Genomic DNA, 16,003 nt, shown 5'->3' on the forward strand with positions numbered 1-16,003 from the left:
ATGAAAAAAATTGTAATTTACATTTTAGCAATTGCAGGGGGTTTAAGTTTACCTTCTTGTAAAAAGTTTTTAGATATACAGCCCATTGATAAATTAACAGGTAACAACTTTTATCAATCAAAAGATGATGTTACAGCCAACATATACGATATGTCTCGTATCCTGTTTGGCAAGATCAATGAAACCCATTACGCCGGCGCTGTAGGCGAATACCGCTCAGGAGAGGTTTTGTATGAGCCACAGGCAGATGGCGGTGTTTCCCGTTCATATGTTGAGGTATTGGGCAGAAACGATCTCCTTACGTTGTTAAGCGGCGGCAGACCATGGGATTTTTATAATTTTCGTGCTATTACCGATTGGACAGGATATTACAGGGTAATACAAGGCGCTAATATTCTTATGCAGAAATTAGATGGCGGCATACCCGGAGTAAGTGCTAATGACGTAAAGCAGTTTAAAGCCGAGGCAGCCTTTATACGTTCACTATCTTATTTTATGATGGTAAGGCTATATGGCGATGTAGTTTATTATACTGACGCTTTCCATACAGAACCATTGCCACGTGAAAACATGGTATCGGTATTAAATAAATGTATAGCCGACCTTAAGCAATATAAAGATAACGTTCCTTTCAACTATTCCGACCCGGCATTACGAGGAGTAAGGGCAAGCCGTGGCAGCATCATTGCACTGTTGATGGAAATGAACATGTGGAATGCCGGTTTTGACAAGGCACATGCAACTGAATATTATTCTGAAACTGCTGCTTACGGTGTAGAATTAGTTACCAGCAATGCTTATAAGCTACTGCCTATTGAAGATTGGGCAACAGTAATAAAAGGCAGATCAGAAGAAAGTTTATTTGAGTTTTACCGAAGTGTTAACTATGGTGATGAAAATACAAACGTTGCGCCAATTGGCGATATGTTTTTGCACTACCCATATAAAAGACCCGAATATACCCACCGTGTAAGTTTTGCTTATTTCAGAGGTGAATACATGCAAATGCTATATCCCGGAAATGGTGATAAAAGAGCATCAATATGGTACAACGAGGATATATTTGCCGACAACGGTAGATTTATGATGACAAAATTTGCCGTTAATGCCTTTGCTACCGGTGAGGAAGACAGGAACCCTGACAATACATTCATGATTTTCAGGTATGCAGGTGAAATATTGTTAGCAGCAGAGGCAATGGCTGAGTTGACTGACAGGGATGGACAGGCTGCTGAATATTTAAATAAGGTGCGCGACAGGGCAGGTGCTCCTTTGATTAATCTTACCGGACAGGATTTAAAAGATGCTATTTTCCTTGAACGCTCACGTGAATTGATGGGTGAAGGGCATCATTATTTTGATTTGGTACGCACCAAACGGATATTGAGCAGTACCTGGTCTTACAACGTTTTAACGTTAGACAAATTTAACCGCGGTGCATGGACATGGCCAATTAATGGCAATGCAATAACCAATAATCCATTTATGGTTTTGAATACTTATTGGGTTAACGGTGGTAATTAATTAACACATACATTATAGTAGTGATGATAAAAAATATGAAAAATCTGATTATTGTTTGTGCTTGTTTGTTACTGGCGCTCAATAGCTGTAAAAGAGATAGTTATTACGAAGATGGGGGTAAGGCAGATCCAAATTTTAATGGAGATATGCTTGCTTATCTCGAATCAAAACCGGTACCTTTTGATACCATTGCACAGATAGTTAAGCTTGCCGGTTTGGAGCAAACATTTCGTAATGATGACTTTACCTTTTTTGCGCTTGATGATGATGTTATAAAAAGAACCATCGGTGATAAAAATGATTTAGGCTCGTTAAACGGACAATTGTTTTTTGTAGGCAGGGATACCGTGAAAGCGTTATCAGATATTGATTCTTTAATATGGAAGAAGTACCTGCAACGTTATATGTTTACAGGGGTAAACAGGCTTAAAGATTATCCGCAGATAGATCTGAATCTGCAAAGCCTTTATCCGGGTGGTTTATATTATTCATTAGCCGGAACTGTATGTAACATAGGTGCCGAATACGGTGATGTGAATGGTGTTAAATATTTAGGTTACAGAAACTTATCTTTAAGCTTTTTGTATGATTTATCCAACCCCGATAGTAAAAGTATCCCCGTAAGAATATCTTCGTCTGATATAAAACCTAAAAATGGAATTGTACATACATTGTCCTACGCATCAGCGTACTTTGGTTTTAATCGTAATGATTTTATGCTCGAGGTATACAATTCGGGGCTTACAACATCTAATTAAAGCGATGGTATAATTGTTTACATACAATGAATTTGAAGATGAGAAAATTAAAATTTATAATAACCATAGTTGCTTTATCCGCTGTAGCGATACAAGGGTGTAAAAAAGAGCAAACGAATTTTGAAGACCCTTATGCTGACGCTAAATCACCATTAGGTATAGAAATTAACCGCAGTTTGGCACCGGTACCTGCAAATGGTGAATCAGGTACCATAGTTACCTTTCAGGCGAAAGGCTTAAAGCAATATGAAGGCAAGTTAAAATTTATGTTTAATGGTGAAGAAGGTGAAGTTACCGAAGTTACCGAATCAACTATAAAAGTTAAGGTACCTGATGCAGGTAGTACAGGTGTTACTTCTATATCAGTATCTGATCAATTAGTTATCGGGCCCATATTCACCGTAAATGGACTGGTAAATACAGATCCGTCTTTCAGGGCAACAGCGGGTACCAACGGAGTAGTAACCCAGGCATATCCATTGGCTGATGGCAGGTATTTTGTAATAGGCGGTTTTAATAATTACGATAATAAAGGTACTACAACTCCTTTAAACAGAATTGTTAGGGTTTCTGCTGATTTTGAATTTGACCGTACATTCAGAACAGGCAGGGGAGCTAACGGCCAGCTATCAAAAATTATTGAAATCAATAATAAGTATGCTGTTTCCGGAGGTTTCAGCGGTTTCGGTTTCAGGGGTGATAATATTAGTAATATTACCACTTTAAACTTAAACGGAAGTGTAGATACGATGGGTATTAAAACTTACAGAAAACCTGGTTTGGATGATACTACCAAATATTTCCCTCGTTTTAATGGCGGTACTAATGAGTATATATCTAAGATATACAAACATCAGAACAAGATATTGGCAACAGGCTCTTTCAGGTACTATGTAACCAGAACTTATACTGAACCTAGTTACGATTTTCAACGCGACACTGTAATATTGGATAGTACAGAAATCCGTCAAATTCTTCGTTTTAATCTTGATGGCAGCCTTGATAAATCGTTCCGTTTTAACGCAACAACTAATAAAGGTTTACCGGGTGCAAATGGTCCGATAGATTCATATATGCATACATCAGGGGCTTTAAATGAAAAATTGGTTGTTTACGGAAGCTTTACAACTTTTGATTCAAACCCTGCAAACCGCCTGGTACGTTTAAACGTAGATGGAAGTATTGATAATACATTCAATGTAGGGTCAGGAACCGATAACTCAATTAATTATCTAACCTATAATAGCGTTACAAAAAAATATCTTATCACAGGTAACTTTAGGTCGTACAATGGTAAACAGGCTTTAGGTATCGCGTTGATAAATGAAGATGGCAGTCTTGATGAATCATTTCAGGGAAAATCATATGAAGGTGGCTTTTATGGCTTTTCAAAACAGTTAGATAATGGTTGGATAGTTGTAAGTGGCAGCTTCAGAAAATATGATAATGTAACACGTAGTGGCTTCATGATTATAGACAATAAGGGCAATTTTGTTCCAAAGTATAATGCAACTGGTCCGTTTCAGGGTTACCTAACGGATATTGTTGAAACCAAATCAGCCGATGGTAAAAAAGCATTACTGTTATTGGGTGGGTATTATCGCTTTGATAATCTGCCGGTTAATAACATTACCCGAGTAACCATAGAATAATGAGCAGACTGAATAAATCATTAAATTAAGAGATGAGTGATATGAAAAAATTCCAATTATTATTTCTTTTCCTCCTTGGTGCAATACTTACAACTACGATAATATCTTGTAATAAAGATTTTGTAAGAACATTGCCCGGAGATAAGTATCAGGATACAGCTACGGTTAAATATGGTAACCGTAAAGTTTTATACCTGATAGTTGATGGTGCTAGAGGTGTATCGGTACAAAACGCCAATACCCCTGTATTACACGCCTTAACAAAAAATTCAATTTACAGCTGGGTGGGTTTAAGCGATCCGGCTTCAACAGCGCAGGCAACTAATTGGGCCAGTATGTTAACAGGGGTTAAAAAAGAGAAACACCTTGTTACCACTAACGATTTCACAAACAATAACCTGCAAAATTATCCTGTTCTTTTTGAAAGGATAAAGGAGATGAGTCCAAATACGAAAATTGTTTCTTTCGCGTCGGCAGCAGCATTTAAAAATAATCTTACAGGGGGTACCGATGTAAGTGAGCAGGCTAGTACAGATGCAGAGGTTAAAGATGCTATTGTTAACAATCTTAAAACAGATACAGCCGCGTTTATTGTAGGCCAGTTTGATGATGTTAATGCTGCCGGGGCTCAATATGGTTATGATAACTCTTTTGCACCATACAAAAAGGCAATTGAAGATTTTGACGGCTATGTAGGCGAAATACTAACTGCTTTAGAAGGACGTGAAAATTATGATAATGAAGAATGGTTAATTGTAGTGGCATCAAGTGTTGGTGGTAAATTTACCATACCTGCAAATGATAATGATAATACCGTATTCAGCAATACCGAAGCAAATACATTTACTATATATCATAATACTAAGTACAAAACGCGCATTATAGGTAAACCATTTACCGGTAATCGTTATTTAGGTAAAACCGTAAGACTGTATGGTAAAGATGTAAGAGCTGAAATTGACGGTGCTGATGCTGAGATGTTTAATATTGATGATACCACCAAATGTACCATCGAATTAAAAGTTAAAAAGAATGAAGACGAGTTTTATTGGCCAAGTATATTAGGTAAAAGAGGAGAATGGTCGGGAGGACACCCAACAGTTGGCTGGGTAATTTATCTAGAAAACAGATATTGGTATTTTGAATGGAGAGGCACCAAAGATGGTGATTACCGTCAGTGCCGTGGCGGCGATTTAAGACGCGGTATATGGGAAAACGTTTCTGTAAAGTTAGAGCAACGTGGTAATCAACGATTTATACGTACCTACACCAATGGAGTTTTTAACAACGAGCTGGAAATTACAAATTCCGGAAGCCTTGCTAACCATAATAATTTAAAATTAGGTTTCTTAAATGGTAATGGCCATGGTGAACCAAACGTATACGTTAGTGATATCCGTTTCTTTAAATTCCCGGTTCCTGATAATGTTATTGCCAACTATTCTTGCGAAACATCAATTGACGAAAGTCACCCTGATTATAACTTCCTTGCTGCTTACTGGCCTGCAACAGACGGACAAGGCAGTATAATAGCCGATGTTGGCCCACAGGCACGTGATTTTAATTTGCTTGGCAACTATCAGTGGGAGGATTTTAATGATATTATTTGTCCGCCATCGGCAGCTGCTTTGGCAACGTTTGTGCCACAAACGGTGGATATACCGTCTCAGATAATAAACTGGTTTAAAATATCAAATCAGCAAAGATGGGGATTAGACAGTAGGGTTTGGTTAGATCAATAATTAAGGTTTAGAGATATAAATTACTAAATTATGAGAAAGATTAAATATAGCGTGGTTATAGGATTGTTGGCACTATTGGCCGTATCCTGTAAACAAAACAATCTTGACGATGTAAGTGTAATCAAGACGGATTCAAGAAGCGTGTCTGGTGATGGGGTATTGGCAGGTGGAATAACTAAAACCAATGAATCGGTATCTGTGCCATTCAAAATTAAATTATCAGGAGTAGCTACAAAAGCGTTTCAAATTGGCATTGCTTTAAGTGCCGATACAGTTAATCAATTAATTGCTGATGGTACATTAACTAATACTATTCTGATACCGAACGGATCAGTTGACTACCCTAATGTTGTTAATGTTGCTTTCGGGGCAAGCGAGGGTATAGGTACCGCTATTGTACGGTTAAGTGCGCTTGAGCGTAACTATGGTAAAAAACTTGCTTTCGCCTTTAAGCTGGTACTACCGGGTAAAGGGAATACGGTAACCGCTCAGAGTTCAAATATTTTGGTTGTACTTGATACCAAAGAACTTATCAAAGAAGAAGAAATGCATTATTTGTCGTTTGCTAATGCAATTAATGGAAAGCTGAATATTACCTATCAACATGGTTATGAAGTTACGCCGGCAGGTATTACTGTGCCTTTAATAGTAAACCTTGCAGGGCAACCGGCCGGCGCCTTTGATTTAAAAATCAAACTAAATGTAGATACTATTGCTACCCTTATTGCTAATAATCAAATACCTGCAAGCTCAATAAGTTTACGCTCTACAACGGTACCGCCCGAATATACTCTTGATACCGCGATACGTATTCGTACTGGGGGAAGTTCTGGCTTGGTACGTTTAATGATACCGTGGCCTGTATTTGATGCTAACATTGTGCCAAATAAAACTTTTGCCTTCGCATTAAGTATTAGTAACCCAACCAAACACGTTTTGCATCCAACAAATAGCAAAATAATTGTACTGGTTGATCCTGGTGTTGTTAAAGACAATAACTCTTATATCACAGGTAAGGGCACAGGTTTAAAAGCAGAATACTTTAGTAATAATCAAATGCTTGATTTTGACGGTAGGAAAGCAGACTTAATAAGAATAGATGAAACTGTTGATTTTGGCGATGATGCATGGTTAGATGGTATGCGATCTATAAGCCGGGATAATTTTTCAACCAGATGGACAGGCGAATTTCTTGCACCTGTAAATGGCGAGTATACTTTTTATCAAACAAGATGGGATGATGGGGCTCGTTTAATTGTAAATGGAGTTATGTTGGTTGATAAATTTAACACTGAGTGGGATCGTCCGGAACGATTTGGGAAAATTGTACTGGAACGGGGTAAACGTTATAAAATTGAGGCTCACCACCGCGAAAATGTGGGTGGCCAGCAAGCTCGTCTTGAATTTGAAGCTCCCGGTGTTGGCAGACGTATAATACCACGAACTCAATTATTCCCGGCACCATAATTATTAATATATTAATTATAATACAATGAAAAAACTATTTAGCATACTATCAGTACTGTTATTGATAGCAATGATAACAGTACAGTGTAAAAAAGATAAGAAAGTGGTTGTACAGGAACCTGATGAGCCTAAGCCAACTGCCGGTTTTGAATACGTAGTACCTGATACAACTAAGTTTTTAGAGTATCAGTTTACAAGTTCATCTACCAATTACAAAGAGATACTATGGCAGTTTGGTGATGACAGTACATCTGTTGATACTGCCCCTTTTCATAAATACGCGTTTCCGGGTATATATTATGTAACGTTAACAACACGTAACGGGCAAAATTACTCGGCGAGTAAGCAAATAATGCTTAACATTGTTGATCCTACATTTGATCCCAGAAAAGTAGGGCCTAATTACATCAGAACAGTTGGTGGGATATTTACAGTATCACGTGATAATGGCGGTGGTCCTAACGCAGGTGAAGGTTCTCTAAAAGTTATCGATGAAAACAGGGATACTAAATTCTTTCAATCAGGTTTCGCGGGAGACTTGGTTATGAAAATAGCGTTGGATACCCCAAAAGTTGCGGGCGCTTACACATTGACATCGGCTAATGACTCACGTGATCGTGATCCAAGTGCCTGGGTATTTCAAGGATCGGAAGATGATATTAAGTGGATTCCGTTACATGAAATTAAAACGGCTCAATGGGCTGATAATGAAAGAAAAGTGCTCAGGATTTTTCACTTTAATAACAAAGGTTTGGTTGCCTACAAATATTATCGCATACGTATAACACGTAATAATGGTAGCCGCGATTTTCAGTTAGCAGATTGGACGGTAAATCAAAAACAACCTAACAAATAATATAAAGTATATATACTTAACTTAATAAAAAGGGGTAAGGCTGTAAAGGTCTTACCCCTTTTTGCTGCGTATATTTTTAATTAATGTATACTGGCATTTGGTTGGAAAAAAACTATCACTACAGATAACTTGCAGTGCTTCTATTCTCGTAATATGATACTTTTTGTTGAAGTATTGATACGATTTGACTAATAGGCAAAGTGTAAAAACCCCGTAATTTACACACAAACCAAAAGTGTTAATCGTACAGTTAACGCTTTGCCAATTAAATCATTTATGAGAAAAAATCTACTACTGAAAAAGGATGTCCCCTCCTTTTCAAATGGTCTCAAAAGGAAGACCCGGCTTTTGAAAGCCCCCCTCGTTTTTTTTCTTCTTTGTTTACTATTTGCCGTTAGTCCGGCATTTGCGCAAACAAAAGTCACGGGTACCATTGTTGATGAAACAGGGGCGCCACTACCCGGTGTTGCGATGCGAGTTAAAGGTACCGAGGTAGGTACCAGCACTGATGCGCAAGGTAAATTTACCCTTTCGGTGCCTGGCTCTACAAGTGTTTTAGTTATCTCTTTTGTTGGTTATACCACACAAGAGATAACCGTTGGAACTAAAACTATAATTAACGTTAATTTAGAACCCGCAAGTGCGAATTTACAGGAGGTTGTTGTAACAGGTTACACCTCGCAAAAAAAGGAATCATTAACGGCCGCAATTTCATCCGTAACCAGTAAGGATATTGACCGTGTGCATGCCGGCGCTAACGTAAGTAATACCCTTGCCGGTAAAGTACCAGGTGTGTCGTTCAAGGCGGCAGAAGGTCGGCCGGGCGCAAGCGCTGCAATATCTATCCGTAACTATGGCCCGGCATTATATGTAATTGATGGTATTCAGCAAGATGAAGGCCAGTTTAACAACTTAGCGCCTGGTGACATTGAAAGTATTACAGTATTAAAAGATGCATCAGCATCTATTTATGGTGTACGGGCGGCAAATGGTGTTGTGGTAGTAACTACTAAACGCGGTAAGCTGGGCGAAAAAAATTCATTAAACGTTGATGCTTACACAGGCTGGCAAAGCTGGACACGTTTCCCTAATGTATTGACCAATTCATATGATTATATGAGGTATCGTGCAGAGGCAGAGGTTAACGATGTTGATAAGGGCACAACGCCTATAACGCCTGCTGAATTAGAAAAATACAAGGAAGGTACGGCATATGGTTATCAAAGTTTTGATTGGAAAGACTTTATTATTAAAAGTAATGCGCCTATTACAAATATAAATGTAAATGCAACAGGTGGCTCAGATAAGATTAATTATTATCTATCAGGAACACATGTTTTTCAAAATTCAGTATTAGGCCGCGAGTTTCAGTTTAAACGTACCAATATTCAATCAAACCTTGAAGCTAAAATAACCGACCGTATTAAAGTTGGAGTAATGATTAACGGCCGTATTGAAACTCGCGATAACCCTGGTGTACCCGGACAAGATGACTACGGTAACGCAAAATTCGCTATTTTAAGAAACACGCCACTTGAAAGGCCTTTCGCTAATGATAATCCGGAGTATATTAACGATATAAAACATAACGAAACAAACTGGGGTTATTTAACGCTTAAGAATGCCGGTCATTACCGTGAAGATTGGCGTGTGTTACAAACCAATTTTACGCTCGATTACCAGATACCTGGTATAAAAGGCCTTACCGCAAGAGGTAAGTATTCGTATTATATTGCAGATCAGTTACTTAATAATCACGAGTATACCTACAAAACGTATACTTACAATCCTGCAGAGGATACTTATCTTGCTACGGGTGGTAGTACTAACCCTTGGCGCGAACGCAGGCAGCGTAAAGTGATCAATACTACAAAACAAGCTTTATTAGAATACAACAATACTTTTGGCAAACACACAGTTAATGCCTTTTTTGTTGCCGAACGTATTGAAAATAACGATTTGAACAATTGGGTACATGCGGTACCAACTACCAATGTATTGCCATTGATATATTTCCCAACGGTAGATACTTATGATGATGCGCAAACTCAATTTAACCGTACAGGTTACGCGTCGCGTGTGAGTTATAATTACGCTAACAAATATTATTTTGAAGCATCAGCACGTAGAGATGCTTCTTCATTATTCGCGCCCGGTAAAAGGGTAGGCTACTTTCCGTCAGCATCGGTAGGATGGAGAATTACGGAAGAACCTTTTGTTAAAAATTTGCTGGGCGATAAATCTGTATTATCAGATTTGAAATTACGTGCCTCATATGGTGTGCTTGGTGATGATAGGGACGTAGTTGGAGCTTTTGCCTACATACCAGGGTATAATTACAACCAGGGAACAAATATTTTAGATGGCAATGCTATTGTTGGTTCAGCTGATAAAGGCACTATTACTACAAATGTATCATGGACAAGGAGTAAAATTACTGACATTGGTATAGATTATACCATGTTTGGCGGTAAACTTACCGGTGCTATAGATTATTTTTACCGTAAACGTACCGGTTTGGTTGCACCACGAGTTGACGTGTTGGTACCAAGCGAACTCGGCTATACTTTACCGGGCGAAAACTTAAATAGTGATGCTGTATATGGTGGTGAGTTTTCTATTGCCTACAATAACAAAGTTGGCGATCTGGGTTATAATGTAGGTGGTAATGTTGGTATTGCCCGTAATCAAAATCTGATCAGGTATAAAGAAGTTTTCAATAACTCTTTAGACAGATATTTTAACGCACAGGGAAACAGGTATTCTCAAAGATCAACAGGTTATGAAGTGATTGGCCAGTTTACATCACAGGAGCAAATCAATAATTATCCGGTTGATATTGACGGGCAGGGTAACCGCACCGTATTACCAGGCGATTTAATATACAAAGATAATAATGGTGATAAGCGCATTAACGGAGACGATATAAGAACAGTTGGTTATTCTACTGCCGGCTTACCACTAATTAATTTTGGTTTTAATATCACCCTCAACTATAAAGGGTTCAATTTGGCAGCCGATTTTTCAGGTGGTGCAGGCTATACATGGGTGCAGAATTATGAAACAAGATGGGCATTCCAAAACGAAGGTAACTTTAATACCATATTTGAAGACCGCTGGCACCGTACCGATCCATACGACGTAAATAGCGCGTGGATACCCGGTAAATATCCGGCTTTACGTTATAACAGGGGCGATTTGTCAAGCTTTAATAAAAACAGTACTTATTGGGTACACAATGTAAGGTATTTACGTGCCCGTACTATTGAATTGGGCTATTCATTACCTAAAAGTATACTGGATAAGTTAAATGTTAAAGGTTGCCGTGTATATGTAAATGGTTACAACTTATTCTCAATTGATAATCTGAGCGCTTACGGGGTTGATGCGGAGAGTAATGATGACAACGGTCTTCAATACCCGCAAACCAAAATTATAAACGTAGGTGTGAAATTATCCCTGTAAATTATTTATCATGAAAAAGAGATTTTCAATCATATTATTTGCAGCCATGTTAAGTACGTGGAGCTGTAAAGACAATAAATTTTTAGATGTTCAGCCAACTGGTATTTTAACAGTTGATCAGATATTTCAGGATGCCAACCAAACCTTATCTGTAATGGCTAACCTGTATAACAGGTATCTTGATTTTTCAACTGTAAAAGACTGGGCAACAATGGCCGATTTTAACGAGGCTTTCGTGTCAGATGGTGGCGGGTTTACCAAGAATAACAGCTGGGATTATAACAGCTGGTATACATGGGATTATAACTATGTCCGCGATTTAAATCTTTTTATAGAGAGGGCAACAGCATCAACAGGCTTGGCACAAGCTGATAAAGACAGATTTATTGCCGAAGCTCGTTTTTTAAGAGCATCATACTATTTTGAAATTGTGAAACGTGTTGGCGGTGTACCACTAATTTTAAAATCATTAACTTATGATTTTAGCGGTGATCCTACGTATCTGCAATCTCCAAGATCAAAAGAAGCAGAAATTTACGATTTTGTTATAAGCGAGGCAGAAGCCATTAAAACTATATTACCCAAACTACCAGATACTAAATCAAGAGCTACTATGGCTGCTGCATTAGCTATGGAATCGCGGGCTGCTTTGTACGCAGGGTCTATCGCTAAATATGGTGCATCAACCCCAACAGTAAGTTTACCGGGCGAAGAAATAGGTATACCGGCAAGTAAAGCCTCCGGTTATTATACTATTGCATTACGCGCGGCAAAAGAAATAATTGACGGTACTGCCGGTGCGTACTCATTGTATAAAAAGAAAGATGATCTTTCCGAAAACTTCGCCAGCATCTTTTTAGATAAAGCAAGCAATCCTGAAGTAATATTTGTAGATGATTTTAAATTAAAATCGGGTAAGGTACAAGGTTTTACTATAGCTAATCAGCCGCGTTACGGTGCTCAGGAAGAGGAGGGTGGACGTATCAATCCATCACTTAATTTGGTTGAAGAGTTTGAAAAATTAGATAATACCTATGCTCCTATACCTATTACAGATGGTAGTGGCAACCCGATTGTTTATGATAAACAAACTGATCCTTTTGCCGGTCGTGATGCCAGGCTCGCCGGTACAGTATTATTACCGAGTGCTACATTCAGAGGACTTGCTAATGATATATTTGCAGGTGTGCAATTAACCAATGGCACCGTTATAACCGCCGAAGAAAGAGGTAATCAACGAGAAGTACCAGGTAAGGGCCTCATACAGGTTGTTGGTTTCGACGGACCTATTAATGCTAAAGTATTTACCGCACAAAGTGGTTTTTATATTCGCAAATACCTTGATCCAACACCTGGTGCCGGTCAGCGTGGTGTACAAAGTGAGGTATGGTTTGTGCGTTATCGTTATGCCGAAGTATTACTTAATGCTGCTGAAGCATCATTTGAATTGGGTGACCCTACAAATGCCGCAGCATACATGAATCAAGTACGCGCCCGCGCAGGTTTAACCATTCCTTTAACTCCTGCTCAAATAACGTTTGACCGTATTGTTCACGAACGCCGTGTCGAACTCGTATTTGAAGGGCATACCTTATATGATTTAAAACGCTGGAGATTAGCGCACCAGGTATTTGATGGTAACGCCACAACGGTAAATGATTTGCTAAGCAATATAGGTAAAGCTAACAAACGTCGTACGCAACCATATGGCTTATGGCCATATAAATTAATTGATCCGAACGGACCAAATGATGGAAAATGGATTTTCAAAATCGTATTACCAAGTGAAGTACAAGGACGTGACCAATTTTTATTAGGAAATTACTACACCCGTATTAATACCAATGAAATAAGCAATAACCCTAAAATTATCCAGAATCCAAATCAATAATTTTAAATCGCTAAACAAAATGAAAATCAAATATATTTTAAGCTTTGCATTATTGGTATCTGTTTTTGCATCGTGCAAAAAGGATAACTATGATGCGCCGTCTATTACATTTAATGGTCGGGTAGTATATCAGGGAGAACCCATCAATTTAGATCAATCTGATAACTCTACAAAAATTGAACTTTGGCAACCTGGTTTTGGTAAACTTGCACCTATCGATATGTTTTTGTCGCAAGATGGGTCTTTTTCTCAGGCGCTTTTTGCCGGAAACTATAAGCTAACCATGCAACCAGGTAATGGGCCATGGATATGGAAAACTAACTCGGCGGGCAGGCCCGATACGGTATATATAGATCTTAAGGGTAACCAAAGCATGGATATTGAGGTTACACCCTATTACATGATCCGTAATCCACAGTTTACAGTAGCGGGTAGAGTTGTTACCGGTAATTTTAATCTGGAAAAAATTATAACAGATGCTAACGGGCAGGAAATTGAATATGTAAAGTTATATGTTAACAAAACTCAATTCGTATCAAACACCCGTTCAATAGTTGCTTCTGATAATATACCAGTTACAAACTTGAACAACATTAGTTTAAACGTAACGGTACCTAATATTTCACCAACACAAAATTATGTGTTTGCGCGCGTAGCTGTTAAAATTGCAAACGTTAGCAGGTTGCTTTATTCGCCGGTGCAAAAACTAACATTTTAAATAGCTTCAAACGGCCGCCTAATTGGTGGCCGTTTGTTTGAACTATAATTCCGTACTATACTTAATTCTGAACAATGAAAAAACTTTTATCCGGAACAGCTCTCTTTTTGGCCTGTTGCACCGCGAATGCCCAGCAAGGCCAGTGGCATTTAATTAAAGACAAAATTGTATCGCCATGGGCCGAAAAGGTTGACCCTAAAGCACCGCTGCCCGAGTATCCGCGTCCGCAACTGGTGCGTAGTAACAACTGGAAAAACCTGAACGGTTTATGGAGCTACGCCATCACACCCAAAAGCGACAACGCGCCTTCAAAATACGATGGCAGCATTTTAGTGCCTTATGCTGTTGAATCAGCCTTATCAGGTGTTGGTAAAACCGTAGGCAAGGATAGCGTGCTTTGGTATAAAACCACCATCAGCATACCATCTACCATAAAAGGTAAAGATGTATTGCTGCATTTTGGCGCGGTTGACTGGCAAACAGAGGTGTTTGTGAACGGTAAAAGTGCAGGTAAGCACGAAGGCGGTTTTGATCCGTTTTCGTTCAATATTACCTCATTGCTAAAAGGTGGCGCTAAACAGGAGATAACCGTACGTGTTTGGGATCCGACAGATGATGGCCCGCAGCCGCGTGGTAAGCAAGTGAAAAAGCCCGAAGGTATATGGTACACACCGGTTACCGGTATTTGGCAAACTGTTTGGATTGAAGGTGTACAAAAATCATACATCGCCTCAACCAAGCAAACACCTGACATTGATGCTCATACCTTAACGCTTAATGCTGACGTTGCTAACGCGCAGGCAGGTGATAACATTAAGGTAGAAGTGCTTGATGGTAAAACCGTAATAGCACAACAGCAATTTAACGCTAAAGAAACCACGGTTATCAAGTTAAAAAATGAAAAACTGTGGTCAACAACAAGTCCGTTCCTGTACGACCTGCATATTACCCTTGTACGTAACAACAAGGTAATTGATGATGTAAAGAGTTATTTCGCTATGCGCAAAATATCAATGGGACCTGATGCCAATGGTATACAGCGTATGCTGCTAAACGATAAATTCGTATTCCAATACGGTCCGCTTGACCAGGGATGGTGGCCTGATGGTTTATACACCCCGCCAACTGAAGAGGCTATGTTGTACGATATTGATGAGCTTAAAAAGATGGGCTTCAATATGATACGTAAGCACATTAAAGTTGAGCCTGCCCGTTATTACAATTATTGCGATAAAATGGGGATGCTGTTATGGCAGGATATGCCAAGCGGCGATTTAGGTAATGGCTGGGAAAACCGTCCGGGGATATTAGACCATGGCAGCGATAAAGACCGTACACCTGAATCAGAAGGATATTACCGTAAAGAGTGGGCTAAAATTATGGCCGATCTGCACAACTTCCCTTGTATTGTGGTATGGACTCCGTTTAACGAGGCCTGGGGACAGTTTAAAACTGTAGAGATAACCGAATGGACAATGAAAAACGATCCATCACGATTGGTGAACAGCGCCAGCGGTGGTAACTTCTACACAACCGGTCATATTGTTGATTTGCATAATTATCCGCACCCGGCAATGCCTCGTCCTGATGTGTTTGGTAAAAACCAGATATTGGTATTAGGTGAGTTTGGCGGTTTAGGTTTACCGGTAGAAGGGCATACCTGGCAGGTGAAAAACAACTGGGGATATCAGAACTTTAAAAACGCCGATGAGATGTTTAAGAGGTATTCTACCTTCACCGACAGGTTAGCCGAATTGATTCCGCTGGGATTATCTGCCGCTGTATACACTCAAACTACCGATGTTGAAGGAGAGATAAACGGCTTTATTACTTATGATAGAAAGGTTATAAAAATGCCTGCCGATAAATTATTGGAGATCCACAAGAAATTGTACAACCCGGCTTTAGTTAAATAAGTATGCGTTATTTA

General features: G+C 39.1%; 10 protein-coding genes. All 10 read left to right on the forward strand.

Features of this window, described 5'->3' with window-relative positions; translation table 11 throughout:
• The 10 genes from AC07NA_RS00930 to AC07NA_RS00975 all read left to right on the forward strand — a co-directional run bounded on the left by AC07NA_RS00930 (position 1) and on the right by AC07NA_RS00975 (position 15,989).
• Positions 1-1,524, forward strand: coding sequence for a RagB/SusD family nutrient uptake outer membrane protein (locus AC07NA_RS00930; RefSeq protein ID WP_494894869.1), 1,524 nt, complete (start codon positions 1-3; stop codon positions 1,522-1,524).
• A 35-nt stretch (positions 1,525-1,559) separates the two neighbouring features.
• Positions 1,560-2,282 carry a hypothetical protein gene (locus tag AC07NA_RS00935; protein ID WP_494894871.1) on the forward strand — a complete coding sequence of 241 codons (723 nt, stop codon included), beginning with the start codon at positions 1,560-1,562 and terminating at the stop codon, positions 2,280-2,282.
• 38 nt (positions 2,283-2,320) lie between these two features.
• Positions 2,321-3,934, forward strand: coding sequence for a DUF5008 domain-containing protein (locus AC07NA_RS00940; protein WP_494894873.1), 1,614 nt, complete (start codon positions 2,321-2,323; stop codon positions 3,932-3,934).
• Between the two features lie 41 nt (positions 3,935-3,975).
• Positions 3,976-5,676, forward strand: coding sequence for an alkaline phosphatase family protein (locus AC07NA_RS00945; protein ID WP_494894874.1), 1,701 nt, complete (start codon positions 3,976-3,978; stop codon positions 5,674-5,676).
• 30 nt (positions 5,677-5,706) lie between these two features.
• Positions 5,707-7,143 (forward strand): PA14 domain-containing protein, encoded by a 1,437-nt coding sequence (locus tag AC07NA_RS00950; RefSeq protein WP_494894876.1) that lies wholly within the window; start codon positions 5,707-5,709, stop codon positions 7,141-7,143.
• 25 nt (positions 7,144-7,168) lie between these two features.
• Positions 7,169-7,999 (forward strand): PKD domain-containing protein, encoded by an 831-nt coding sequence (locus tag AC07NA_RS00955; protein WP_494894878.1) that lies wholly within the window; start codon positions 7,169-7,171, stop codon positions 7,997-7,999.
• A 348-nt stretch (positions 8,000-8,347) separates the two neighbouring features.
• Positions 8,348-11,464 carry a SusC/RagA family TonB-linked outer membrane protein gene (locus AC07NA_RS00960; RefSeq protein WP_494895994.1) on the forward strand — a complete coding sequence of 1,039 codons (3,117 nt, stop codon included), beginning with the start codon at positions 8,348-8,350 and terminating at the stop codon, positions 11,462-11,464.
• Positions 11,465-11,474: 10 nt separating this feature from the next.
• Positions 11,475-13,355, forward strand: coding sequence for a RagB/SusD family nutrient uptake outer membrane protein (locus tag AC07NA_RS00965; RefSeq protein ID WP_494894880.1), 1,881 nt, complete (start codon positions 11,475-11,477; stop codon positions 13,353-13,355).
• A 19-nt stretch (positions 13,356-13,374) separates the two neighbouring features.
• Complete coding sequence (locus tag AC07NA_RS00970; RefSeq protein ID WP_494894882.1) at positions 13,375-14,073, forward strand: DUF3823 domain-containing protein; 699 nt, start codon at positions 13,375-13,377, stop codon at positions 14,071-14,073.
• A 74-nt stretch (positions 14,074-14,147) separates the two neighbouring features.
• Positions 14,148-15,989, forward strand: coding sequence for a glycoside hydrolase family 2 protein (locus AC07NA_RS00975; RefSeq protein WP_494894884.1), 1,842 nt, complete (start codon positions 14,148-14,150; stop codon positions 15,987-15,989).
• Positions 15,990-16,003: the final 14 nt, after the last annotated feature.

The sequence above is a fragment of the Mucilaginibacter sp. GW821-FHT07G05 genome, assembly GCF_059418565.1.

Coding starts and splice junctions, on each gene's coding strand:
- AC07NA_RS00930 (WP_494894869.1), top strand. CDS start 1: ATGAAAAAAATTGTAATTTACATTTTAGCAATTGCAGGGGGTTTAAGT.
- AC07NA_RS00935 (WP_494894871.1), top strand. CDS start 1,560: ATGAAAAATCTGATTATTGTTTGTGCTTGTTTGTTACTGGCGCTCAAT.
- AC07NA_RS00940 (WP_494894873.1), top strand. CDS start 2,321: ATGAGAAAATTAAAATTTATAATAACCATAGTTGCTTTATCCGCTGTA.
- AC07NA_RS00945 (WP_494894874.1), top strand. CDS start 3,976: ATGAAAAAATTCCAATTATTATTTCTTTTCCTCCTTGGTGCAATACTT.
- AC07NA_RS00950 (WP_494894876.1), top strand. CDS start 5,707: ATGAGAAAGATTAAATATAGCGTGGTTATAGGATTGTTGGCACTATTG.
- AC07NA_RS00955 (WP_494894878.1), top strand. CDS start 7,169: ATGAAAAAACTATTTAGCATACTATCAGTACTGTTATTGATAGCAATG.
- AC07NA_RS00965 (WP_494894880.1), top strand. CDS start 11,475: ATGAAAAAGAGATTTTCAATCATATTATTTGCAGCCATGTTAAGTACG.
- AC07NA_RS00970 (WP_494894882.1), top strand. CDS start 13,375: ATGAAAATCAAATATATTTTAAGCTTTGCATTATTGGTATCTGTTTTT.
- AC07NA_RS00975 (WP_494894884.1), top strand. CDS start 14,148: ATGAAAAAACTTTTATCCGGAACAGCTCTCTTTTTGGCCTGTTGCACC.